Below are 25,117 nucleotides of genomic sequence, written 5' to 3'. Positions count from 1 at the left end.
CACTCGGAGCGCGCCGCCCAGACCGACGTATCGCGAACCGTTGACTGTCGTCACCATCACGATACGCTCGTTGGGCGACGGTCGACCCCACCACGACGATCCCACCCGACAGGGGGACGGACGCATGGAGCTGACGCCCTCGGCCCACCAGGACACCTTCGCCCGCGACCATCTGCCGCCCGGAGAGCAGTGGCCGCGCCTGCTGCTCGACCTGCCCGAGCTGGCCTATCCCGACCGGCTCAACTGCGGAGCCGAACTGCTCGACCGCACAGTGGAACGATTCGGCACCGAGCGCCCCGTCTTCCTCGACGGCGAGGACGGCCGCTGGACGTACGGCCAGCTGCGCGACCGGGTCGACCGGATCGCCCATGTGCTCACCGACGACCTGGGCGTACGCCCCGGCAACCGGGTCCTGCTGCGCGGCCCCACGACACCCTGGCTGGCGGCCTGCTGGCTGGCCGTGATGAAGGCGGGCGCGGTCGCCGTCACCGTCCTCGCGCAGGCGCGGGCCGGGGAGCTCGCCGTGATGTCCGAGATGGCCCGGTGCAGCCATGCCCTGTGCGACGTGCGCGCCGTGGACGAGCTGGTCAAGGCCGAGGTGCCGGGCCTACGGATCACCCCGTTCGGCGGTGAGGGCCCCGAGGACCTGCTGACCCTCTCCATCGGCAAGCCGGACCGCTACGAGGCCGTGCCGACCGCCGCCGACGACGTGGCGCTGATCGCCTTCACCTCCGGCACCACCGGTCGGCCCAAGGGGTGCATGCACTTCCACCGGGACGTGCTCGCCGTCGCCGACACCTTCTCCGCGCACGTCCTGCGCCCGGAGCCGGACGACGTCTTCGCCGGCTCCCCGCCGCTCGGCTTCACCTTCGGCCTGGGCGGGCTCGTCGTCTTCCCCCTGCGGGCCGGGGCGTGCGCGGTCCTCCTCGAACAGGCCGGCCCCAAGCAGCTGCTCGCGGCGATCGACCGGCACCGGGTGTCGGTCCTGTTCACGGCGCCCACCGCGTACCGGGTGATGCTCGACGAGTTCGGCGACCACGACCTCGGCTCGCTGCGCCGCTGCGTCTCCGCGGGCGAGAACCTGCCGGCCGGCACCTGGCAGGACTGGCACGAGCGGACCGGGGTGAAGCTGATCAACGGCATCGGGGCGACGGAGCTGCTGCACATCTTCATCGCCGCGGCCGACGGCGACATACGCCCGGGTACGACCGGGCGTCCGGTGCCGGGCTGGCAGGCCCGGATCGTCGGCCGCAACGGCCGGGAGCTGCCGGACGGCGAAGAGGGCCTGCTCGCCGTGCGCGGCCCGGTCGGCTGCCGCTACCTCGCGGACCCGCGCCAGACCGAGTACGTGCAGGAGGGCTGGAACATCACGGGCGACACGTACGTCCGCGAGCCGGGCGGCTACTTCCGCTACGTGTCCCGCGCCGACGACATGATCATCTCGGCCGGCTACAACATCGCCGGCAGCCAGGTGGAGGAGGTCCTGACCGCCCACCCGGACGTCCTGGAGGTGGCGGTGGTGGGCCGCCCGGACCCTTTGCGGGGCCAGGTCGTGGTGGCGTACGCGGTGGTGCGCGACGGCGTGCCGCACGACGCGAGCACCGCGGCGGCCCTGCGCGCCTTCGTACGGGCCCGGCTGGCCCCGTACAAGTCGCCTCGGGAGATCGTCTTCCTGGACGGGCTCCCCCGCACGGCGACCGGCAAACTGCAGCGCTACCGGCTGCGGGACGCCGGGGCGTGACGCGCGCCGCACCCCACCCGCCCACACCCCCTAGAGTGATCACGTGGCCGAGCAGCACACCCCGCGTTCCCTGATCGTCTCCCTGTACGGCGCGTACGGCCGGTCGCCGGACGGCGCGCCGATGCCGGTGGCGGAGCTGATCCGGCTCCTCGGCGTGCTCGGGGTGGACGCGCCCTCGGTGCGCTCGTCGGTGTCCCGGCTGAAGCGGCGCGGCCTGCTGCTGCCGGGCCGGACGGCGGACGGCGCCGCCGGGTACGCCCTGTCGGACGACGCCAGGATGCTCCTGGACGACGGCGACCGCCGCATCTACGCCCGGACCGAGCCCCTGCTGTCGGACGGCTGGGTGCTGGCCGTCTTCTCCGTCCCCGAGGCCGAACGGCACAAGCGGCACCTGCTGCGCTCCCGGCTGGCCCGGCTCGGCTTCGGCTCGGCGGCGCCCGGCGTGTGGATCGCCCCGGCCCGCCTGCACGAGGAGACCCGGCACACCCTGGAACGCCTCGACCTCTCCGGTTACGTGGACCTGTTCCGCGGCGACCACCTGGGGTACGCCCCGACGGCCGAGGCGGTGGCCCGCTGGTGGGACCTGCCGTCCATCGCGAAGCTGCACGAGGAGTTCCTGGACGCGCACGAGCCGGTGCTGCGGGCCTGGTCGGCGGCGCCCGGGTCGCCGGAGGAGGCGTACCGGGCCTATCTCCTGGCCCTCGACTCGTGGCGCAGGCTGCCGTACGCCGACCCGGTGCTCCCCCTGGAGCTGCTCCCCGAGAACTGGCCGGGGACCCGCTCGGCGGAGGTGTTCGCGGCGCTGCACGAGCGGCTGCACGCGCTGGGCGGGGAGTTCGTGACGCGGGCGGCCCAGGGGCCGCCGCACGAGTCCTGAGACCTTCCCCGGCCGTCAGCCGTCCTTGCGCCCGGTCGGTGGGCGTCGGCTCCCCGCCCGGTACGGCGCCGGCCACGGCGCGCCGTCCCCCTGGTAGCCCTGCTCGGCGGCGGCGTGGAGCGTCCAGTGGGGGTCGTAGAGGTGGGGCCGGGCCAGGGCGCAGAGGTCGGTGCGGCCGGCCAGGAGCAGGGAGTTGACGTCGTCCCAGGAGGAGATCGCGCCGACGGCGATCACCGGGATGCCGAGGGCGGTACGGATGCGGTCGGCGTACGGGGTCTGGTAGGAGCGCCCGTATTCGGGCCGCTCGTCGGGGACGACCTGGCCGGTGGAGACGTCGAGGGCGTCGGCGCCGTGGGCGGCGAAGGCGCGGGCGATCTCGACGGCGTCGTCCGCGGTGGTGCCGCCGTCGGCCCAGTCGGTGGCGGAGATCCGGACGGTCATGGGCCGGTCGGCGGGCCACACCTCCCGTACGGCGTCGAAGACTTCGAGCGGGTAGCGCAGCCGGCCCGCGAGGTCGCCGCCGTAGGCGTCGGTGCGGTGGTTGGTGAGCGGGGAGAGGAAGCCGGAGAGCAGGTAGCCGTGGGCGCAGTGGAGTTCGAGGAGGTCGAAGCCGGCCCGGGCGGCCCGGCGGGCGGCGGCGGTGAACTCCTCGCGGACGGCGGTGAGTCCGGCCCGGTCGAGGGCCTGGGGCCGCTGGTTGACGCCGGGCCGGTAGGGCAGCGGGGAGGCGGCGACGAGCGGCCAGTTCCCGCTGGGGAGCGGCTGGTCGATGCCCTCCCACATGAGCCGGGTGGAGCCCTTGCGGCCGGAGTGGCCGAGCTGGACGCCGATCGCGGTGCCGGGTGCGGCGGTGTGCGCGAAGGCGGTGACCCGGGCCCAGGCGTCGGCCTGCTCGTCGGCCCACAGGCCCGCGCAGCCGGGGGTGATCCGGCCCCGTTCGCTCACGCAGACCATCTCGGTCATGACGAGTCCGGCGCCGCCCAGGGCGCGGGCGCCGAGGTGCACGAGGTGGAAGTCGCCGGGGACGCCGTCCTCGGCGACGTACAGGTCCATCGGGGAGACGACGACCCGGTTGCGCAGGGTGAGGCCGCCGAGCCGGAAGGGGGTGAACATCGGCGGGGTGCCGGGCGGGCAGCCGAACTCCCGCTCGACGGAGGCGGTGAAGGCGGGGTCGCGCAGGCGCAGGTTGTCGTGGGTGACGCGGCGGCTGCGGGTGAGCAGGTTGAACGCGAACTGGCGCGGTGGCCGGTCGAGTTGGCCGGCGAGCTCCTCGAACCAGCGCAGGCTCGCGACGGCGGCGCGCTGGGTGGACTCGACGACGGGGCGGCGCTCGTCCTCGTACGCGGCGAGCGCCTCGGGGAGGGTGGGGTGGCTGTCGACGTGGGCGGCGAGGGCGACGGCGTCCTCGACGGCGAGTTTGGTGCCGGAGCCTATGGAGAAGTGCGCGGTGTGGGCGGCGTCGCCGAGCAGGACGGTGTTGCCGTGGGACCAGCGGGCGTTGACGAGGGTGCGGAACGCGGTCCAGGCGGAGTTGTTGCCGCGCAGGGCGCGGCCGTGCAGGACCTCGGCGAAGATCTTGGCGCAGCGGGCGGCGGACTCGGCCTCGTCGAGCTCGTCGAAGCCGGCGGCCCGCCAGACCTCCTCGCGCATCTCGACGATGACGGTGGAGGAGCCGGCGTCGTAGGGGTAGGCGTGCAGCTGCATGACGCCGTGCTCGGTCTCGGCGATGTCGAAGCGGAAGGCGTCGAGGGCGAAGTCGGCGGCGAGCCAGACGTAGCGGCAGCGGTGGGTGGTGAACGCGGGCCGGAAGACCTCGGCGTGCGCCTCGCGGGTGCGGCTGTGCACGCCGTCGGCGCCGATCACGAGGTCGTGTCCGGCGGCGAGTTCGGCGGGCGGCGGGGCCTCGGTGCGGAAGCGGAGCTCCACGCCGAGTCCGGCGCAGCGGTCCTGCAGGATCTTCAGGAGCCGATGGCGGCCGAGGGCGGCGAAGCCGTGGCCGGTGGAGGTCAGGAGGTGGCCCCGGTGGGCGATGTCGATGTCGTCCCAGCGGACGAGGGCGGCCTGGAGTTCGGCGTACACGGCGGGGTCGGCGTGCTCGATGCCGCCGAGGGTCTCGTCGGAGAGGACGACGCCGAAGCCGAAGGTGTCGTCGGGGGCGTTGCGCTCCCAGACGGTGACCCGGCGCCGGGGGTCGCCGCGCTTGAGCAGCGCGGCGGCGTACAGCCCGCCGGGCCCGCCACCGACTACGGCGACGCGGAGGGGGGCGGGGGACGGGGCGGGTATGGACCCGTTCGGCGCCCCAGGCCGTACCGCAGCGGTGCCGCCCGGTGCGGTACGGCCGTCCCGGGGCGGCACGGTCATCGCCCCCGCCACTTGGCGGGGCGTTTCTCCGTGAAGGCGGCGTGGAACTCGGCGTAGTCCTCGCCGTGCATCAGCAGGGCCTGTGTGGCGGCGTCCATCTCGACGGAGGCGGCCAGCGGCATGTCGAGCTCGGCGGTGAGCAGCGCCTTGGTCTGGGCGTGGGCGAGCGCGGGGCCCTCGGCGAGCCGGCGGGCGAGGGCGGCGGCCCGGGTGTCGGCGGCGCCTTCCTCGGTGAGCTCGCTGATCAGGCCGATGCGCTCGGCCTCGGCGGCGCCGACGGGGTCGCCGAGCATGAGGAGGCGGGTGGCGTGGCCGAGGCCGACGACCCGGGGCAGCAGGTAGGCGGCGCCCATGTCGCCGCCGGACAGGCCGACGCGGGTGAAGAGGAAGGCGAAGCGGGCGGTGGGGTCGGCGACGCGGAAGTCGGCGGCGAGGGCGAGGACCGCGCCGGCGCCGGCGGCGACGCCGTGGACGGCGGCGATGACGGGGAAGGGGCATTCGCGCAGGGCGCGGACGGTCTGGCCGGTCATCCGGTTGAAGTCGAGGAGCTGGGCGGTGTCCATGGAGAGGGTGGCGCCGATGATCTCGTCGACGTCGCCGCCGGAGCAGAAGCCGCGCCCCTCGCCGCCGAGGACGAGGGCGCGCACGGCGCGTTCCCGGGAGAGCTCGGCGAGCAGGTCGCGCAGGTCGGCGTAGGCGCCGAAGGTGAGGGCGTTGAGCTTCTCGGGGCGGGCCAGGGTGATCGTGGCGACCCCGCCGTCGACGGTGAGGCGCAGGTGCCGCCAGCGTGCGGTGCGGCTCGCGGAGCCGGTGAAGGGGCTCATTTCGGGACGGCCTCCCTTTTTGTGCGCGCGTACGGGTACGGCACCACCCCAAGGAGGGTATCACCCTGTTGTGACTGTCGTCACGAGTACGCGATACGCGGGACGACGGGTCGCGCGGCACCGCCGCGGCCGGGCGTACGCCGCTCGCAGGACGGCAGTCGCGACGGCACGTCACGACAACACCCGCCCCATCCGCCCTACCCGTCCCGCCCGCCCCGCCCGAAAGTCCCGCCCCCGCGCCGACCCAGGTCCCCGGCACCCCGGACGACCGCCCCTGTATCCATATTTATGGGTCCGTAAGGTGGCAGGCAGGACGCCCCTCATCGCCCGCCCGAGCCCGAAGGGAAGCCCCGCCCGTGTTCGAAGCCCCAGGCCCCGCCTCCTGGCGCGTCGCGCTGCCCCACACGACGGCCGCCGTGCCGATCGCCCGCGCGCTCGTCCGGACCGCCCTCGCCGGCATCGAGGGCGGTGAGCTCGGCGCCGCCGACCGGGACACGGCCGAGCTGCTGACGGCCGAGCTGCTGACGGCCGAGCTGGTGGCCAACGCCGTCGAGCACACCGCGGGCGACGGCCCCATCGAGCTGGTCGTGGAGCTGCTCCCGACCCCCGGCGGCTGTCAGATAGAGGTGCACGACGGGCGGCCCGCCGCCCCCGGGGAGCTGGCCTGCCCCCCGCCCGGCACACCGGTCGACCCGTGGCAGGAGCACGGGCGCGGGCTGCTCCTGATCCGCGCCCTCAGCAGCGACTGCGGGCACCGCCCCACCGCGCACGGCAAGGCGGTCTGGTTCACGCTCCCGGCCGTGCCGCCGCAGCGGCGCCGGAGTCCGGGGTCGTGACCAGCCGCGACCTGCGGCGCCCGTACAGGCTGTAGACCACCGCGCCGACGCCGAGGAAGACCACGAACTGCACCCAGGTCGCCCAGCCGGTGCCCCAGATCAGATAGCAGCAGAATCCGACGCCGAGGATCGGGCTGAGCGGGTACAGGGGGACCCGGAACGAGCGCGGCAGCTCGGGGTTGCGGCGGCGCAGCGCGATCACCGCGATGTTCACCACGACCATGATCGCGAGGGTGCCGATCGTGGTCAGGTTGACCACGACGTCGAGCGGGACGAACGCCGCCGGGACCGCGAAGACGCAGGCCACGATCCAGGTGTTGGCCACCGGCGTCGCGCTCTTCGGCGACACCCGCTCGAAGACCCGGGGCACCAGGCCGTCGCGGGACATCGACATCAGGATGCGGGTCTGTCCGTACATCACCGTGAGGACCACGGAGGCGATGGCGACGACCGCGCCGAAGGCGACGATCCCGCCACCGACGGTCGAGCCGGTGACCTGGTTCACGACGAGCGAGAGGGCGGCCGGCTTGTCGGCGACGGCGTCGGCGCCGAGCGCCCCGATCGCGGAGAGCGCGACGGCGCAGTACAGCAGGGTGACGAGTCCGATGCAGATGAGGATGGCCAGCGGGATGTTGCGGCGCGGGTTCTTCACCTCCTCGCCGGCCGTGGTGATGGCGTCGAAGCCGATGTACGAGAAGAAGGCGACGGAGGCGCCCGCGGTGATCCCGGCGGTGCCGTGGGTGGCGAACGGGGAGAGGTTGCCGTCCTGGAAGGCGCTGAAGCCGATGGCGCAGAAGAGGACCAGGATCCCGATCTTGAGCACGGCCATCGCGGCGGTCGCCCGGGCGCTCTCGCGGACCCCGCGGACCAGCAGCGTCGCCGCGAGCAGGATGACGATCACGGCGGGCAGGTTGACCACCCCGCCGTCGGCGGGCCCGGCGGAGAGCGCGGCGGGCAGCTGGTGGCCGGTCAGGCTGTCGAGCAGTTCGTTCAGGTACTGGCTCCAGCCCACCGCGACCGCGGAGACGGAGATGCCGTACTCCAGGAGCAGGCACCAGCCGACGAGGAAGGCGACGCGCTCGCCGAGGCTCGCGTAGGCGAAGGAGTACGAGGAGCCCGACACCGGGATCGCGCTGCCCAGCTCCGCGAAGGAGAAGGCGGTGAAGACGCAGGTGATCGCGGCGAGCACGAAGGAGACCACCACCGCGGGCCCGGCCTCGGCGACGCTGTCGGAGAGCCCGACGAAGATGCCGGTGCCCACGATGGCACCGATGCCGAAGCACACGAGCTGGAAGAGGCCCATGGTGCGCTTGAGGCCGTGCCCTTCGAGGTCGGCTCCGGATTCGGCGATCAGCTGGTGCGGGGACTTGATCCGCCGGACGGACGGGGGCATGCGGTGGTTCTCATCTCTGGTCGGGCAGACGCGAAGGGGGTCCGGGCATGTATGCCCGAACCCCCTCGAAGGATGCGATAGTAGTCCGCACCGCGCATGCTCACCCAATCGGGCGCATTTCTATTCGCGCCCTACGCCTGGGGGTCGCCCAGGGTGGCGACCATGACCGCCTTGATGGTGTGCATCCGGTTCTCCGCCTCGTCGAAGACGACCGAGTGCTCCGACTCGAAGACCTCGTCGGAGACCTCCAGCTCGGTCAGCCCGTGCCGCGCGTGGATGTCCCGGCCGACGGCGGTGCCGAGGTCGTGGAAGGCGGGCAGGCAGTGCAGGAACCTGACGTCCGGGTTGCCGGTGGCGCGCAGCACGTCCATGGTCACGGCGTACGGGGAGAGCGCGGCGATCCGCTCGTCCCAGACCTCCTTGGGCTCCCCCATCGACACCCACACGTCGGTGGCGACGAAGTCGGCGCCGCGCACGCCCTCGGCGACGTCCTCGGTGAGGGTGATCCGGGCCCCGCTGCCCTCGGCGAGCCGCCGGGCCTCGGCGACGAATCCCTCGGCCGGCCAGTACTCCTTGGGGGCCACGATGCGGACGTCCATGCCGAGCAGGGCGCCGGTGACGAGGTAGGAGTTGCCCATGTTGAAGCGGGCGTCGCCGAGGTAGGCGAAGGCCGTGTCGGTCAGCGGCTTGTCGCAGTGCTCGGTCATGGTGAGCACGTCGGCGAGCATCTGGGTGGGGTGCCAGTCGTCGGTGAGACCGTTGAAGACGGGCACGCCGGCGAAGGCGGCCAGCTCCTCGACGGCCTCCTGGCTGTCGCCCCGGTACTCGATCCCGTCGAACATCCGGCCGAGCACCCGGGCGGTGTCCTTGACCGACTCCTTGTGCCCGATCTGGGACCCGGCGGGGTCGAGGTAGGTGGTGGCGGCACCCTGGTCGGCGGCGGCGACCTCGAAGGCACAGCGGGTGCGGGTCGAGGTCTTCTCGAAGATCAGGGCGATGTTCCGGCCCTTCAGCCGCTGGACCTCGGCGCCCGCCTTCTTGGCCGCCTTGAGCTCGGCGGCGAGCGCGATCAGGCCGCGGAACTCCTCGGCGGTGAAGTCCAGCTCCTTGACGAAGTGGCGGCCGGTGAGGTCGGTGGCCATGGGGCGCTCCTGGGATGGGTCGGGCGGGATCGCGGGGGATCGGCTGGGACAGCGCGGATCAGGACCCTGGAAGTGTATACATAATTCAGAATTCTTATACAGCCCCCTCCCCCACTCCCTGTCCGACTCCCTCCCACCCCCCTTTCCCTTTCCCTTCCGTACGGTCTAAACGGCCTCCCGCTCCACCGGACAGCTCATGCACCGCGGGCCGCCCCTCCCCCGGCCCAGCTCGCTGCCCGGGATCTCGATCACCTCGATGCCCTGCTTGCGCAGGTGCGTGTTGGTGGTGACGTTCCGCTCGTACGCCACGACCACGCCCGGCTCCACCGCGAGCACGTTGCACCCGTCGTCCCACTGCTCGCGCTCCGCCGCGTGCACGTCCTGGGTCGCCGTGAGCACCCGGATGTCCTGGAGGCCGAGCGCCGCGGCGATGGCGCTGTGCATCTGCTCCGGCGGATGGTCCGTCACCCGCAGGGACCGCCCGTCGTCGCCCGGCTCGATCGTGTACGAGCGCAGGTTGCCGAGCCCCGCGTACTGGGTGAAGGTGTCCTGGTCCACCATCGTCATCACCGTGTCCAGGTGCATGAACGCCCGGCGCTTCGGCATGTCCAGCGCGATGATCGTGCGCGCCGAGCCCGCCGCGAACAGGCCGCGGGCCAGCATCTCGACGGCCTGCGGGGTGGTCCGCTCGCTCATCCCGATGAGGACCGCGCCGTTGCCGATGACCAGGACGTCACCGCCCTCGATCGTCGACGGGTAGTCGGCCTGGCCCTCCGACCAGTGGTGGAAGCTGCCCGCCTCCGCGCCGTTGAACAGCGGGTGGTGCTTGTAGATCGCCTCGAAGTGGACCGTCTCCCGCTGCCGGGCCGGCCAGCGCATCGCGTTGATCGAGACCCCGTCGTAGATCCAGGCGGAGGTGTCCCTGGTGAAGAGGTGGTTCGGCAGCGGCCCCAGCACGAAGTCGTCCAGATCCAGGGCGTGGAAGCGGACCGAGGTCGGTTCGCGGTGACCGGCCAGGAACTCCCGCTTCGTCATCCCGCCGACCAGCGCCTCCACCAGCGCGGCGGCGTCGAGCGAGTCGAAGGCCGCGCGCAGGTGGTCGGTGGCGAGCGGACCGTACTCCTTCTCGTCGAAGACCCGGTCCAGGACCAGCGCGCGCGCCGCCGGCAGCTCCAGGGCCTCCCGCAGGAGGTCCCCGAAGAGGTGCACCTCGACGCCCCGGTCGCGCAGCACGTCGGCGAAACCGTCGTGCTCCTGCCGGGCCCGGCGCACCCACAGCACGTCGTCGAAGAGGAGGGCGTCCTTGTTGGTCGGGGTGAGCCGCTTCAGCTCCAGATCGGGGCGGTGCAGGATGACGCGGCGCAGCCGCCCGGTCTCGGAATCGACATGGAATCCCATGGCCCCATCCTGACGGAGCGGGACGGCTCGCGCGTGGTTCTCAGCGCGTCAGGATCGACGCGAGGATGACGATGATCAGCAGAACGAGCACCGCACCGAGCACACCGACCACGACCCGGCCGTCCTTGGCGGGGGCGGAGGGAGGAGAGGGCGGGCTCGGGGGGACGTGGGTTGGTGGGGGGTCGGTTGGTGGGAGATGGGTCGGGGGGAGATGAGTCGGGGGGAGATGAGTCGGGGGGAGATGAGTTGACCGAACGCGAGTCGGCGGGGCGGACCCTTCCTGGGCGGGGCCCGACGGAGCTCGCCTCGCCTCGGCGGGCTCTGACAGGGCGTGACTCGCCTGGGCGTGACTCGGCGAGGTGGGGCCGGTCGGGGCGTGACTCGCCGGGCCTCGGCTCGCTGAAGCGGGGCCGGCCGGGGCGTGGGTCGGTGAGGCGGGTTTCGTGGGGGTGGCCGCGTCGGGCCCGGGGATGGGCGGCGCCGGACGGAGCGGGTCCGCGGGGCGGGACTCCGACGGCGCCGAGGGTGGCCGGCCCGGGTCCGGCGGATGGTCCCGCTCGGCGTGCCGCCGGGTGCCGAGGACCAGGCTGCGCAGGACGGAGTCCGGCAGCCCCGACCGCTCGTCCCGCACGATCTTGAGGAACGCGGTCCGGGCCGCCGGGTGTGGGCTGGTACGGAAACGGGCGAGCAGTTCGGTGAGCTCGTCGACGGCGGCCTCGGCGTTCCGGCCGCCGCTGCCGCTCTTCTTGCCGCCCAGCACCGGGCGCACGGCCCAGTGGTGCAGGGCGGCGGCGTCGGCGGCCCGCTCGGCGGGCTCGACGTGGTCGGCCGGGTGGGTGCGGAAGACGAAGTACGCCTCGTCGAGGACCAGGTCGCGCAGCTCGTAGCGGAGCCGTCTGTTCCAGGAGGGGAAGCGGTGCGCGGTCTCCTGGACGAGGACGGTGGTGAGGCGGTGCGGCAGTCCGCGGTCGCGGAGCACGGCGAGGAGGTCCGCGTCCGAGGCCTCGCGCGCGGCGGCCTGCGCCTGCCCGACGTTCTCCGCCCGGTCCAGCCGCCCGCCGAGCCCGCCCTCCTTCGGCGCCGGGCCCCTCCGCCGCCGCAACCGGCGCCCCAGCTTGGCGGGCCCGGCCCAGGGGGAGGCGACGGGGTGGACGGGCGAGGACGGGGAGGCCGCCGAGCCACGCTGGGCGTACGAGCCGGACACGGCTCCCGAGCCCGCCTCGGGCCCGCCGTCCGGCCGATCCGCCCCGGGGGTACGGGAGTCCCGAGCGGACTCGGTCTCCCAGGGCGTCCCCGTACCGCGAGGCACGTCCGCGCCATGCGGCGACTCGCCGGCCCGGGGGGACTCGGCGCCCCGAGCGGGCTCAGCCCCCCAAGGCGACTCCGCGCCCCGGGGCGAATCGCCGGCCCGGGACGGATCGGCACCCGTGGACGGGTCGACGGCTCGGGACGGATCGGTACGCCGAGACGGCTCGGCATCCCAGGACGGGTCGGTACCCCGGGACGGGTCGGCATCCCGACGGGACTCAGTACCCCGGGACGGGTCGGTACCCCCACGGGACTCGGTGCCCCGAGATGGGTCGGTACCCCCACGGGACTCGGCAGCCCGGGACGGGGCGGCACCCCATGACGACTCGGCGGACCGGGACGGGTCGGTACCCCGGCCGGACTCGGTACCCCGAGTGCGCTCGTCGCCCCCGGGCGAATCGGCCGCCCACGAAGATTCAGCCGCCCGGGAGGAGGCACCCCCGGGTGAATCCGCGCCGCGCGGCGAGTCCGTACCGCGGGGCGACTCGGCACCCCGCCAGGACTCCGCGTCCCGAGGGCTCTCGGACCCCCGGGACGACCCAGCCCCCGGGGACTCGGCGCCCCGAGAACCGTCGGCTCCCGAGGGTGACTCGGCGCCACGCGCGGACTCGGCCCCCCGAGCCGTCTCCGCACCGCGATTCTTCTCGGCGTTCCAAGGCGGCTCCGCCGCCCGCCGGGGCTCAACCCCCCGGCCCGGCTCGGCACCCCGAGAACCGTCCGACTCCCGGGACGGCTCCGCCCCACGAGCAGGCTCAGCCCCCCGAGGCGACTCCCCCGCACGCGGTGGCTCGGCCCCCCAACGGGACTCGGCATCCCGAGAACCCTCCGCCCCCCAGGGCGACTCAGCCCCGCGAGCGGACTCCGCGCCCCGAGGCGACTCCCCCGCACGCGGAGACTCGTCCCCCCGACGCGGCTCGGCCCCGCGCGGCGTATCCGTCCCGCGCGGTGAATCCGCCCCCCAGGGAGGCACGCCTCCCCGACTGGGCTCGCTCGCCCGAGGCGACTCCGCCCCCCGGCCCCGCTCCTCGGACCGCAGGCTCTCGTCCCGCGCTCCCCCCGCCGCCCGCGCTCCCCCCGGCGCCCGTCGTGGCGTCGGGTGAGGTGGGTAGCGGCGGTCGAGGTGGGTGGCGGCGGCGTGGGCTGTGGTGAGGAGGGGGGTGGCGGGGTGGGTGTGGAGGCGTTCCAGGGTGCCGCTCACGGCGAACTCGCGGTTGTCGCCCTCCTCCAGGCCGCGCAGGTGGTGGGCGACGAGGCGGGTCGCGACCGACTCCGCCGCGTCGCCGACGCGTTCGCGGGGGTCGGTGCGGCGCCGGTCGGTGTTGCGGGCGGCGGCGCCCGACCAGCGGCTGACGAACACGAAGCGGAGGGCGGGGAGTTCGGCCGTGTCGTGGCTGGCGAAGGTCCAGCTGCGGTGGACCAGGCCGAACATGCTGTGCAGGCCCCACAGGACCGGAAGGGCGGTGTCGCCCCGCTCGTCCAGGAAGGTGAAGCGGGCCTCCGGGTGGCGGAGCAACTCGGCTGCCACGCCGATGAGTTCCTCGGCGACGTCCGGGACCCGCGCGTCCAGGGCGAACTGGCCCAGGCCCACGGTGGAGAGGAGCGCCTCCTCGCCCACGGTGGACAGTTCGCCGCGCACCTCCGCCGGATCCAGGTCCGCGCCCTCCCCGTTCCAGGCGTGCAGCCCCAGGCAGGTGGCGGCCGAGAGGACCTCGGGCGAGCCGACGAGGGCGTGGCAGAGGGTGGAGGACCGGCCGCCGGGGTCGGTCCAGGGGAGGCGGCGGATCAGCACCGCGTCGCCGCCCCGGCGCTGGAGCCTGATCAGCGCGGCTCTGGTCTCGTCCCCGCTGGCCCGCAGCAGCGCTCCGGCGCCGTGGAACAGGCCCTCCGCGTCCGCGCGCGGGCCCGACCAGGCCACGGGCCCGAATCCGGTGGTGCCGGCGACGTTCTCGCTGTCCCAGCGGAAGACGATCTGGTCGAACTCGTCGGGGTTGCGCGCCATCAGCCTCTCCCTCGAAGCAGCCCGCACGCGGCGAAGACGGACAGCAGCGGCGCCAGGACCCGCCGCGGCCGGGCCCCGTGCGGAAAGCGGTCGCCGCGCGCCTGGCCTCCGGTGGCGGCGACGAAGTGCAGGGTGCAGTGGGCGTGGTCGTCGAAGGGCCGGAGCCAGGCGGGGCTGGCGTGGTGGTCCAGGAAGGCGAACACGTCCCGGCTCTCGGCCCGGGTCTGTTCCGCGTCGTACCCGCCGGGCAGTGCCCGTCCGAGCCAGCGGTCGACGGCCGGTTCGAAGCGCATCAGGTCGCTCTTGTTGACCGCGATCGCGGCGGGTGCCGGGAGGAACCCGTGCGAGGCGCGGTCCAGCTTGTTGAGGACGGTGGTGAATGCCTCGTCGCCGAGGTCGCGGCGGGGCAGCTTGTGCCGTTCGCGCAGCGGGTCGAGGGCGGGCATGCGCAGGGCGCGCAGCGGGTCGACGACGAACACGAAGGCGTCGACGCCCATCAGGAAGCGGCTCACCGCCCCGTCCCCGGCGAGGTCCTCGCCGGCGAGGTCGAAGAAGACGACGGGGCGCGGGGTGCGGCCGGGGGCGGAGACGAGCAGGCCGTCGGCGAACTGGGCGAAGGTCTGCTGTCCGGTGCGGCCCAGCTGTCTTCCCTGCTGGAGGCTCTGGACGCGTTCGCGCAGGTAGGCGCGGTGCGCCTCGGGGTTGAGGGGCAGTGCCTTCAGGCCGTACGGCTCCAGGCCGCCGAGCTCGACCTCGCCGAGCATGGCGGCCATCAGATGGGTCTTGCCGACGCCGGAGCTGCCGACGAAGGCGATGGACAGCGGCTCGCCGTTGGTGAGGTAGGGGACGGGGAGTTCGTGGGCCTCCTCCCCGTCGGCGTGCGGGCACAGGTGGTAGGCGGTGCGCAGGGCGTCCTTGATGTGGGCGGGGCGGTGTTCGGCGCTGAGGTCGAGCGGGACGCGGGTGCCCTTGGCGTCGATGGTGACGAGGAGGCTCTCGTCGTAGTGGACGGGCAGCAGGCAGTACGGGCAGGTGCGCGGGGGCGGCCCGGTGGGCGGGGGCGGTCCGGCGGGCTCCCGTTCCTCGTCCCGGTTGCCGCGCGGGAACCAGCTTCTGCGCGCCGGGGCGGGTCCGGGCGGCGGGCCGCGCCGGTCCCGCTCCTCGGCCTCCTCGCGGGCCTGCCGCTGGAGGTCCGCCTTGCGTGCGATCTCGGCGTCGTACCGTTCCCGGCCGCGGTCCTCCGGGTCGGCGGTGTCGACGGAGTCGGCGAGCGGGTCGCGCAGGCGGAGCAGGCGCAGCAGTTCGACGGGGGACGGGCGGGCGGCGGCGGTCGGGGCGAACAGGCCGCTCTGGGCGAGCGCGCTGAGCCGGCGGTAGTCGCCGAGGTCGGCGGGCGGTCCGTCGGCCCGGTCGGCGAACCCGGGCGGTCCGGGGTGGCCGGAGAGCAGGTAGTACGCGATCCGGGCGAGCGACCACAGGTCGTCGCGGGTGTCGGCGCCGCCGCGGCCCGCGCGCTGTTCGGGCGAGGCCCACGGGGAGGTGCCGAAGGGTTCGCGGGGTTCGCCGGTGCGCTGCGCCGCGTGCGGCTCGCTCAGCCGGACGTGGCCGCCGGTCCACCGTACGGTCTCGGGGGTCAGGGCCCGGTGGACGAGTCCCGCCTCGCCGAGCAGCCGTACGGCGACGGCCAACTGGCCGACGATCTTCTGCTGTTCCTCGCCGCCGAGGCGGGGCAGGCACTCGGCGAGCGGGGTGCCGGGCGAGGACCGGTAGAGCACGAAGGGTTCGGCGCAGTCGAGGTCGAAGCCGACGATCCGGGTGAAGAGGTCGGCGAACTTCTCCCCCGCGTACCGGCGTTCGACGGCGACCGCGGCGGCGACCTCCCGTTCGAGGAGGGCGTACGCGCGGGGGTCGCTCTGCGCGGAACGCGGCAGCCGGAACTGGACGACGGGCCAGCCGTCGCCCATCGTGAGCTGCCGCGTCAGCAGGTGGGGCCGGGCGGGCGCCCGCCGTTCCTCTCCGGGACGTACGACGACGCGGATCTGCTCCTGTCGGTGGGTGACGAACTCCAGCTCCTCCAAGGGGTCCTGCCCCGGTGCGGATCCCGCCTCGGTCATGGCGCTCCGCCCTCCTCTTCCCTCACGGTGCGCACCACGTCCGCGCGCAGGGGTACGAGACGCAGGACGCCCGCGTGCCGGCCGGAGTCCGTCCACACCACGTCCTCGACGGCGCCCCGCCAGATGTCGTCGCCGGTCGCCCCGCGGCGCATGGTCTCGGGCACGAACCGCACCCGGCGCACCGCGCCCGGCTCGTGGGAGAGCAGCCGCAGGTGTTCGGGGCCGCACAGCGGGACGGTCAGGCCGGGGTCGTCGGCGGCCGCGGTGATCAGCCGGACGACCGCCTCCGGGCCGACGCCCGTGAGCCGGGCGGCGTCGGGCCGCTCGCCCCGGTCCCGGCCGGGCGGCGGGGACGCGGCGGCGTCGCGTTCCAGGCGGGTCCTGGTCTCGTCGAGCAGCTCGTTCATCTGCCGGTCGAGCGGGGTGCGGCCCGCGTTGCCCGGGTCGCGTTCGATCCCGGCCCAGCAGGTGTCGAGCAGCGCCACGACCCCCTCGACGAGGTCGCCGTTGAGGGTGTCGACGAGCGCGGGGCCGCCGTCCCCGTACCGCCGTTCCAGCCACTTCGGGGCGGGCTCGGACGGCGTGGGTGCCGTCCGGGGCGCGGGGGCGGCGGGGCGCGGGCCGGTGCCGGGCCAGGCTCCGCCGGGTGTGCTCCCGCCCGGCCAGGAGCCGTGGCCGGCGCCGTACTCGTCGTCGAATCCGCCGCCGTCCGCCGAGTCGTCCCAGTCCCAGCCGGTCGGCTCGCCCCGCCGGGCCCCGGCCGCCGTCGCCGTGGCGTCGGCCTCCGCGGCGGCCTGCCACCCGTACGGGTCGGGGTCCTCCGGCCCGCCGTGGGCCTGGGCCGTCGCCGCGAGGCCCCGAAGGAGCCGGGCGACCGCACCGGCCCCGTCCGAGCAGTGGTGACGCACGTCGGCGAAGAGCCAGTCGTGCACGGCGGTGGTGACGACCAGGTCCTGGATCTCCTTGAGGACCCGACCCGCTCCTTCCGGGTCCGCCCGGTCCCACCAGTCGTCCACGCCCCGGGTCCAGTCGCGCAGCGCGAGCAGCACGACCGCGCCGGCGGCCACGGCGAAGGCCGGGGCGCCCGCCCACAGCGGCAGGCCGAGCCAGCTGCCCGCGCCCGCCCCGGCGAACCCGCCGGCCAGGCCGCCGAGGAGGCGGGGGGCGGTGCCGGTGCCACCGCCGCCATCCAGGCGCCCGTCGGGCGAGCGGTTGGGGCGGCGGCGCCACATCCGGTCGGCCAGGAGGGCGGCGAGCAGGCCGACGACGGGGCCGAGGACCCAGCCGGCGCCGGCCCAGAGTCCGGCGAGCGCGGCGAGGAGTCCGGTCACGGCGGCGGCCGAGGATCTCGGGCCGCCGGCGAGGAAGGGGTGCGGCCCGATGAGCCGGTCCCGTTGCCCGGGTCCGCAGATCGCGTCGAGGCGGGCGAGCCGGGCGGCACTGCCCGCCGGGGCGGTGCGGGCCGCGAGGGCGGTGAGCCGGGCGGCGACCGAGCGCAGCGGCAGTCGGCGGGCGATCAGCTCGTGGGTGTGGTCGCGCAGTGCGGGGACGATGCCGGTACGGGTGATCTCCCGTGGCAGGTCGGGGAGTTGGACGCCCCGGTCGCGCAGCAGCCCGCGTTCCTCGATGGTCGGCCTGGTGCCGCCGGCGAGGGCGAAGGCGTCGGCGACGGTGTTCCGGAAGCGGACGAGCGCCTGGGCGAGGCGTTCGAGGTCGCCGGGCAGGTCGGCGTCCCGGCCGGCGGCGCCGAACAGTCCGGCGGCGCCGCGCACCCGGGCGTGGCCCTCGATCGCCTCGTCGAGGGCGTCCTCGCAGGCGCTGAGCTGGGCCCCGGCCCGCCCGTGGGCGGGCAGCCAGGCGTGTTCGGCGAGCGAGCGCGGCACCGACTCGTCGAGCAGCAGGGCCAGTTCGCCGGGGACGGGTCCGATGGCGGCGGGCGTGGGGACGTCGGGCCCGGTGAGCGCTTCGATCGCCTGCCGCCAGGCCCGTGCCCGGGCCTCGTCGGTGAGGTCGTGTTCCAGGATGCGTACGGAGGGGACGGCGACGCCGTTCACGATGCGGCCGAGGCCCCGGAGGACGGCGTCGAACACCTCGGGGGTGGCGAGCACGTCGACGAGCGGGCGCAGGGCGCCCGCGTCGGGGCCGCGGAAGTCGTCGAGCAGCCACAGCACCCCGGCGGGCGGGGGCCCCAGGGTGAGGGTGCGGCGCAGGGTCCGCTCGCCCGGGGCGCCGACGGCCAGGCAGACGATCTGGGCGGGGCCGTAGGAGGAGAGGCGTTCGTAGAGGCGCTGGTGGGCGATGAGCCGGTCGGCGTCGTCGACGACGAGGAAGCGGCGCTCACCGACGGGCTGCGGGGCGGCGAGCGCCCGGTGCACGGCCAGCTCCGCGTCGGTGTCGGCGTGGCTGGGGGCGTAGCCGCCGGCCCGCAGGTCGAGCAGGACGGCGTGGCCCGGGACGGTCTGGTCCAAGGTGGTGCGGTCGCTCACTCCTCCTCACCGTCCAGTTCCCACGGGTAGCCGCCGTCCTCGGGCTCGGGGCGCCGGGGCGTCGCGGCGGGCGGTTCGTGCGCGGGTGCCACGGGATCGGGCGCCCGGGGCCCCGGCGGATCGGCGGGCCAGGGCGCCCGCGCCTCGCGCGGGTCGCGCGGGTCGTGGCGCTCGCGCGGCTCGTACCGGTCATTCGGGTCGCGCGGCTCGTACCGGTTGCTCGGATCGCGCGGGTCGTACCGGTCCCGCGGCTCGTACGGGTCACTCGGGTCGTACCGGTCCCGCGGCTCGTACGGGTCACTCGGGTCGTACCGGTCACTCGGGTCCCACGGCTCGTGCCGGTCCCGCCGCTCGTACTGCTCGCGCGGCTCGGAGGACCGGGACGCCGGGGGCCGGGACGACTCGGACGCCCGGCCTTCGGCACCTCCCCCGCCCTCGCCGCGTCCTCCACCCTCGCCGCGTCCCCCGCCCTCGGCGGGCCAGTTCTGCTCGCGGCCGGGTGCGTGGCGTTCGAACAGGGCGCGCAGGCTCGGCCGGGTGGCGCGGCTCGCGCCGGCGAAGCGCATGTGGAGGGCGCCCGGGAAGGTGACCTTCCAGAAGTGCCGCAGCGGGGCCAGCCATTCGGCGTCCTCCTCCCCGTACTCGGCGGCCAGTTCGTCGAGGAGCACCAGCTGCCGCGGGGCGACCTTCTCCACGAAGTGGGTGAAGAGCGGCGCGGGCGGCGACGGCGTGTGGGCCAGGCCCCTGGGCAGGGCGCGCATCAGGCGTTCGCAGAACTCCTCGATGATCTGGCCCTCGTCGAGCAGGGCCCACCGCTCGTACGCGCGCAGCAGTCCGGCCCAGCTGGACAGGGCGCCGTCGAAGCCCTCCAGGCGCAGCGACATGGTCGCGGACTCGCCTTCCTGGAGGCGGATGCGGACCAGTTCGGGCGAGTCGGGGTGGCCCTCGACGTGGATGTTCCCGTTCCACATGGCGTTCAGCAGCCGGTGCAGGATCCGCTGCCGGTCCTCCTCGGTGGAGACCAGCCAGTCGTCCTGGTAGCCGAGGCGCTGGCGCCAGTGCAGGAAGTCGTCCTGGCCGGCCGAGTCGCGCGCCTCCGCCCAGAGGGTGAGGACGCCGCGGACCTCGGAGATGTCCGTGAGGTTCATGCCGCTGCGGAAGAGGACGACGGTGATGGAGTCGGTGTCGACGGCCCGGTACTCCTGGGTGGCGCGCGGCGGCAGGTTGAGCTCCTGGCGCAGGTACTCGCTGGCCCGCCCGTCGGACTCGCTCGCCGGGTGCACGATGAGGATCTTCAGGGGGCCGCCGCCGTCGGGGGTGAAGCCGACCGGGAGCAGTCCGGCGAGCGCGGAGCGGAACTGGCCGAGCCAGCGGGCGTCGACCCGGGACTCGGCGGACTCGTCGCCGGCCGCCGCCCGCAGCAGCAGCTCCATGGAGGGCAGCAGGGGGCGGTCGAAGCGGTCGTCGTCGGCCTCGCCGAACAGCTTCTTGACCCGCCGCTCGACGACCTGCTTGATCTCCTTGACGGCGGCGCCGGGCGAGCGGCGCACGGCGTCGAGGGCGCGCCGCCAGTCCTCGGGGCGGACCAGCTCTTCGAGCAGGCCGGCGGCGTCGGTGTTCTCGGGCAGGCCCTCGCTCTTCACGAGCCGTTCGAGGACGTCGTCGTAGAAGGCGCGCAGGCTGTTCTGCGGGGGCAGCAGGTAGGAGACGCCGGTGCGGTCGTCGCGGTAGAGCTCGCGGCGGCGGTCGGCGAACTGCTTGGCCTCGTCCTGTTCGTGGGCGCGCAGCACCTTGGCGAGCTCGCCGAGTTCGCTGAGGATCCGCAGCAGCGGGGTCCGCCACTGGGAGTCGCCGGCCTTCCAGGCCCGGTGCCACAGGGTGCGGGCCCGCCACTGGTACCAGGCCTCCTGGCGGGCGAGCGCCTCCTGGACGTCGACGTCGCTCCAGCGGGCCGGGACGAGGCCGCCCGCGCCGCGCTTGACGTGCGGGATGACGGGGGCCGAGGTCTGGATGTCCGGGGGCCGTTCGGGGTCGTTGCGCCGGTTGTCGAGCATGCCGGTGAAGCCGACGGAGGCGACCCGGTCGGCGTGGCCCGGCAGCCCGTTGAGGACGGCCTCCAGGCGGAACGGGCTGATGACGCCGAGGAGTTCGCGGGCGGCGGTGCCGGGCTTGAAGTCCTCGGTGAGCCGGGGCACCTCGCGGGCGAGCTCGGCCTCCAGGCGGCGCAGCGAGTCCTCCATGTCGCCGAGCCGGTCGCGCAGGGCCTGGGTGATGGCCCGGCTGCCCTTGGGCAGTTGTTCGGGCGCGGGGACGTCGGGGGCCTCGCGGTTCCACAGGCGCCCGATGCCGGAGCGGTTGAACATGTCCTGGACGAGCTGCCTGTCCTCGCGGCCGCCGCGCCGGGCCCGCTCGCCGAGGCCGCGGACCGCCTGGGCGAGCAGCCGGGCGGCGACGATCTCGGCGAGGTCGTCGACGGGCACGGTGAGGGAGGCGGCGAGGCTGGTGGACATGCCGCGGTAGCCGATGCCGGTACGGGCCGGGGTGGAGCGCTCGACGCTCTTGTTGATGAAGCTGGCGGCGAAGGACTGGTAGTCGTCCTCGGCGCGACTGGCCGAGCCGCTCTCCTCGCTCAGTTCGGTGCCGATGAGGGACAGCACCATGGCGGTGATGGAGCGGCGCAGGTCCTCGGTGCCGATGACGGCCGGCTTGGAGAAGAGGAAGGCCGTCTGCACCGTGGAGGGGCGCAGGGAGACCACGCCGTCGCCGGGGTAGTGGACGCTGATCCGGCCGCGCTGTTCGACGTCGCCGACCTCGTCGAGGGCGTCCGGCACGTTCTGGTCGTCGACCAGCCGGGACAGGTCCACCAGGGCGCGGGCCGAGTTCAGTTCGGCCTCGCGTCCGCCGCCGGCCTCGGGCGGGAACGCTGAGGGCATGACGACCAGCGGGTAGATCTTCACGCCGGGGACCTTGGAGCGCCGGAACTCGTGCCCGATGAGATGGATGAAGTCGTAGAAGATGCCGGCTCCGGTGCCGCCCGCGACGGAGAAGGCGACGAAGACGTCACAGCCCCGGATCCGGCCGCCGCCGACCTGCTGGAGGTCGCCGGCCGAGTTGCCGATCGCGCCGATGGCCTCGCGCAGCTGCCGCAGGACCGGTTCGAGGCCCGAGCGCATGGTCGCGAAGAGCGCAGCCCGGCCGACGGTGGGGAGCTGTCCGGCGCCGTTGTGCAGGGGGGCCACGCGCGGCTGGCGGGCCTGCGGCGGCAGCCACGTCCGGGTCTCCTCGTGCAGGGCGACCCGCAGCATGCGGGTGACCTCCGGGGAGGAGTCGTAGTCGGTGGGCAGCAGGTCGCGGACCATGCGGGAGGTACGGGCGTAGGCGGCGCCCTCGGCTCCCTTGGCGCGGAACTGCGGCTGCCGCAGCAGCTCGGACTCGCTGAAGTCGGCGTACACGAACTGGAGGCAGTCCGGCAGCTGGAAGGGCAGCCTGCGCCCTCCGTCGACGAGCGCGGTGCCGTCGGGCCCGCACAGTTCGCGGCGCAGGCTGCGTTCCAGTTCGCTTCCGATGCGCCCGCCGGTGCCGCCTAGCCCGACGAACAGCATGGGCTGGTAGATCTTCATGTCGTCTCCCTGAAGGACCCTGAGGACCCCGTGGTTCGGTGGGTGGGGGTGTCGCTCGTCGGGGCGTGGGTCAGAAGTCCCCGTTCCAGGTGCCTCTCGTGCCGGTCCCGTCGGTGTCGAGCGCGGGGCCGGGCTGCCAGGTCGTGTCGTCCCCGCCCGTTCCCCCGCCGCCCGCGCCCGGGCCGGACCCGCCGTCGGCGCGCGTACGGGCGCCGGTACGGGACCGGGCGCCAAGGAAGCCGGGCAAGCGGGTACGGGCGGTGCGCGTGGTGCGGGCGGTGCGCGCTGGGGGACGCGCGCCCTGGACGACGAGTTCGCAGTCGTCGACGGCGACCGCCTCCCCCACACGTACGGGTTCCTCGCGGCCCCGGTTCAGGCGCAGCAGCAGCTCGCCCGCGCCGTTCCTGCGCAGCCGGTGGGCGCCGCCGGCGCGGGCCCGGCGCAGGGTGGGCGCGGCCCCCCGTACCTCGTCGACGGTGAAGTGGAACTCGCCGCCCGCGCTCTGTCCGGCGCGGATGGTGAGGGTGTCCAGGGTCCTTCCGTCCCTGCGGAGTTCGAGCCGGGTCCCGGCCAGGGCGCGGCGACGGCGCCGGGCCGCGAGCCGCACGCCGGCGAAGGCGCCGAGCAGCGCGAGCGCGGCGGCGCCGCCGGCCACGTACGGCCAGTACTGCTCCCACCAGGTGGGCCAGGGGGTGACCGTCACGTCCAGGAACGCGGTGTCGAGGGGGCGGTCGGGGTCGGCGGCGTCCACGACGGCCACCCGGCCGCCGAGTTCGCCGAGCGGCGTGCCCTTGCCGACGGTGACGGTGAACGCCACGCTCGTCTGCTTGCCCGGCGGGGCGACGACGGTGACCGGGGAGATGCCGAGCTGCGCGGCCCCGGCGCCGGAGCCGTCGGTCCCGGAGCCGTCGGTCGCGGTGCCGTCGGTGAGGCTGAGGCGCAGGGTGCGCGGGGCGGTGCCGTTGTTGGTGACGGAGACGGTGCCGTGGACCGTGCCGCCCGGGTGCACGGAGTCCCGGTCCACGGAGAGCCCGGCGGTGACCTCGGGCGTGCCGACCGTCGTCATCGTGTACAGCGGGCGCTCGTCGGAGATGACGCCCGGCGCGGACATCCGGGCGACCAGCCTCAGCTTCCCGGCGGCTCCGGGCGGGACGGCGAGCGTGCCCGTGAACCGGACGTCGCCCGCCCGGCGGTCCGGGGCCCGCCCGTCGTCGGCGAGCCGCGCGCTGACCGGGGAGAACCCGTCACCGCTCAGTTCGACGGTGACGCCGATGCCCTCCAGCAGCCCCGGGTCGGTGATGACGACCCCGCGCCGGGTCTGCATCCGCACCTCCACCACGGCCTGCTGGCCCGCGCGCGGGGCGGCCGGGTCGAGGGTGAGGACCGACCGCAGCCGGCCCTGCCAGATGGCCCGGACGGCGACCTCCTGGCCGCCGTGGCCCTCGGGCGCCTCGACGCGGATGCGCCAGCGGCCGGGCAGCGGGTTCTTCACGCGCAGCGCCTCGACGGGCCCGTCCTCGCCGCTGACCTCGAACGCCGAGTCCTCGAACGTGCCGTGCGTGGGCACCTTGCGGCCTGCCGGGTCGTAGTAGGTGACGCGCACCTTCGGGTCGTGCTTGCTGACGGTGAGGGCACCGTCGGTGGCGATGGGCGGGATGGTGACGTACAGGTCGGCGGGCGGCTTGCCGACGGTGCCGTTCGCGACCCGCGCGCAGCGGGCGGCGGCGAAGGTCTCCTGGAGCGCCCTGTCGATCTCGGCGGAGGTGGCGGCGACCCGCATCCGGGGCGTGGCGCCGGGGACGTCGGAGCAGGCGCCCCGGTAGCCGCCCTCGGCCATCGCGGTGAGCGCCGCCTCGTCGATGCCGCTGCCGAAGCCGAGCGGCCAGATCTGCACCCCGGCGGCGCGGGCGCGGGCCAGCTCCTCCTCCAGCCGCTTGGCCCCGTTGGCCTGGCGGCTGGCCGGGTCGGCGCCGTACTCGGGGCTGTCGCCGACGTCCAGCTTCCCGTCGGTGAGCAGGAACACCACCTTGGGCGTGGCCTTGCCCCCGGTCCCGCCGCCGGTCCCGGTCCCGGCGGCCTCGGTGAGCCGGGAGACGGCCTGGCGGATCGCCGCCGGGAAGTCGGTGCCGGGGCCCATCAGGGCGCTGTCGCGCCGGGAGAGGCCCTGGACGCAGTCGCTGAGCTGCCGGCGGCCCGCCTCGTCGACGGTGAGGAGCGGGCACACCTCGCGCACCGGCGACTGCCCGGCCTTCTCCGAGCTGCCGAAGCCGATCACGGTGGCGCGGGACCGGTCGGATATCTCGCCCTGGCTGAGCAGTGCGGCGGCCTCCGTCTCGCGCACGAGGTCCTTGTCGGCGAGGCTGGCCGACTGGTCGACGACGACGGCGAAGTCGATCGGGTCGGGCCCGTCGGACGCCTCGGACGCCGTCGTCCGGGGCACGCCCGCGACCGGCGCCGCGGCGGCGGGGCCGCCGAACGGGCCGGACAGGGCGAGCAGCGCCCCGGCGAGGAACAGGGCGCTCCTCGGGTGTCTCCACTGCATGGTCAACTCACCACAGTTCGCTGAGGAGGGCCAGGAGGGCGCCGAGCACGAGGGACGCGACGCCGAGCCTGAGCCATCGGTACTTGGCGGCGAGGACCACCCCGTGGACGCTCGCCTGTTCGAGGAGCCAGCCGGTGGCGTCCGTGGCGGAGCCCTCCAGGCGGCTCCGCAGGGCGTCGGCGGTGGTGCCGGCCGTGAGTTCGCGCAGCAAGGTCCGCTCGGCGCCGAACCGCGTGCGCGGCAGGACGACGGAGACCAGCATCAGGACGCCCGCGGCCCACAGCAGTCCGGCCGCGACCAGGAGCGCCAGGGAGCCGCCGGCCGGCAGCGGGCCGCTGTCGCGCGAGAAGACGACCGCGAGGAAGGCGAGGGCTCCGGACAGCAGGATGGCCGCCTTGGTGTCGGCCCGGCCGATGTCCTCGCGGACGGTGGTCAGGAGCTGCTCGGCCATACCGCGCAGCTCGACGGGGGCGGAG

At 74.8% G+C, this 25,117-nt stretch carries 14 protein-coding genes; 3 read left to right on the top strand and 11 right to left on the bottom strand.

The annotated features are described in order from the left end of the window. Positions 1-124: 124 nt before the first annotated feature. Together AB0Q96_RS19880 and AB0Q96_RS19875 are read left to right on the top strand one after the other, a co-directional pair. Positions 125-1,741 carry an AMP-binding protein gene (locus AB0Q96_RS19880; RefSeq protein ID WP_365327117.1) on the top strand — a complete coding sequence of 539 codons (1,617 nt, stop codon included), beginning with the start codon at positions 125-127 and terminating at the stop codon, positions 1,739-1,741. Positions 1,742-1,784: 43 nt separating this feature from the next. Further along, positions 1,785-2,618, top strand: a complete 834-nt coding sequence (locus AB0Q96_RS19875) for a PaaX family transcriptional regulator C-terminal domain-containing protein (RefSeq protein WP_365327115.1) — start codon at positions 1,785-1,787, stop codon at positions 2,616-2,618. A gap of 15 nt (positions 2,619-2,633) precedes the next feature. Here AB0Q96_RS19875 and AB0Q96_RS19870 read toward each other — a convergent pair whose 3' ends face one another. Continuing rightward, entirely contained in the window at positions 2,634-4,979 is a 2,346-nt protein-coding gene (locus AB0Q96_RS19870; protein WP_365327113.1) for a bifunctional salicylyl-CoA 5-hydroxylase/oxidoreductase, read from the bottom strand. Then, the gene (locus AB0Q96_RS19865; protein ID WP_365327111.1) at positions 4,976-5,803 is read right to left on the bottom strand and encodes an enoyl-CoA hydratase family protein; all 828 of its coding nucleotides are present in this window, start codon (positions 5,801-5,803) and stop codon (positions 4,976-4,978) included. Before AB0Q96_RS19865 ends, AB0Q96_RS19870 begins: the two co-directional genes overlap by 4 nt. A gap of 356 nt (positions 5,804-6,159) precedes the next feature. Between AB0Q96_RS19865 and AB0Q96_RS19860 the strand changes: the two genes are divergently transcribed. After that, entirely contained in the window at positions 6,160-6,639 is a 480-nt protein-coding gene (locus tag AB0Q96_RS19860) for an ATP-binding protein (RefSeq protein WP_365327109.1), read from the top strand. On the opposite strand, the gene AB0Q96_RS19855 is transcribed toward AB0Q96_RS19860, so the two are convergent. The 9 genes from AB0Q96_RS19855 to AB0Q96_RS19815 form a co-directional block, all read right to left on the bottom strand. Then, positions 6,590-8,032 carry an amino acid permease gene (locus tag AB0Q96_RS19855; protein WP_365327108.1) on the bottom strand — a complete coding sequence of 481 codons (1,443 nt, stop codon included), beginning with the start codon at positions 8,030-8,032 and terminating at the stop codon, positions 6,590-6,592. The genes AB0Q96_RS19860 and AB0Q96_RS19855 overlap by 50 nt on opposite strands. A 131-nt stretch (positions 8,033-8,163) precedes the next feature. Next, on the bottom strand, positions 8,164-9,174 hold the full coding sequence (gene argF / locus AB0Q96_RS19850) for an ornithine carbamoyltransferase (RefSeq protein ID WP_365327106.1): 1,011 nt from the start codon (positions 9,172-9,174) through the stop codon (positions 8,164-8,166). Between the two features lie 165 nt (positions 9,175-9,339). After that, positions 9,340-10,572 carry an arginine deiminase gene (locus AB0Q96_RS19845; protein WP_365327104.1) on the bottom strand — a complete coding sequence of 411 codons (1,233 nt, stop codon included), beginning with the start codon at positions 10,570-10,572 and terminating at the stop codon, positions 9,340-9,342. Between the two features lie 40 nt (positions 10,573-10,612). Further along, positions 10,613-11,776: a hypothetical protein gene (locus tag AB0Q96_RS19840; RefSeq protein ID WP_365327102.1), complete on the bottom strand. Its 1,164-nt coding sequence runs from the start codon at positions 11,774-11,776 to the stop codon at positions 10,613-10,615. A gap of 2,102 nt (positions 11,777-13,878) precedes the next feature. Further along, positions 13,879-15,993 (bottom strand): hypothetical protein, encoded by a 2,115-nt coding sequence (locus tag AB0Q96_RS19835; protein ID WP_365327100.1) that lies wholly within the window; start codon positions 15,991-15,993, stop codon positions 13,879-13,881. Further along, a complete protein-coding gene (locus AB0Q96_RS19830) occupies positions 15,990-18,479 on the bottom strand; it encodes a hypothetical protein (protein ID WP_365327098.1) in 2,490 nt (829 codons plus the stop codon). The genes AB0Q96_RS19835 and AB0Q96_RS19830 overlap by 4 nt, the downstream gene beginning before the upstream one ends. Continuing rightward, complete coding sequence (locus tag AB0Q96_RS19825; protein WP_365327096.1) at positions 18,476-22,099, bottom strand: tubulin-like doman-containing protein; 3,624 nt, start codon at positions 22,097-22,099, stop codon at positions 18,476-18,478. The genes AB0Q96_RS19830 and AB0Q96_RS19825 overlap by 4 nt, the downstream gene beginning before the upstream one ends. A gap of 70 nt (positions 22,100-22,169) precedes the next feature. Further along, entirely contained in the window at positions 22,170-24,641 is a 2,472-nt protein-coding gene (locus AB0Q96_RS19820) for a VWA domain-containing protein (RefSeq protein WP_365327094.1), read from the bottom strand. Positions 24,642-24,648: 7 nt separating this feature from the next. Continuing rightward, positions 24,649-25,092, bottom strand: a complete 444-nt coding sequence (locus tag AB0Q96_RS19815) for a Pycsar system effector family protein (RefSeq protein ID WP_365327092.1) — start codon at positions 25,090-25,092, stop codon at positions 24,649-24,651. Positions 25,093-25,117: the final 25 nt, after the last annotated feature.

The organism is Streptomyces sp. NPDC093111 (assembly GCF_040683955.1).
GTDB lineage: Bacteria > Actinomycetota > Actinomycetes > Streptomycetales > Streptomycetaceae > Streptomyces.
This window is presented reverse-complemented; position numbering and strand designations above follow the sequence as displayed.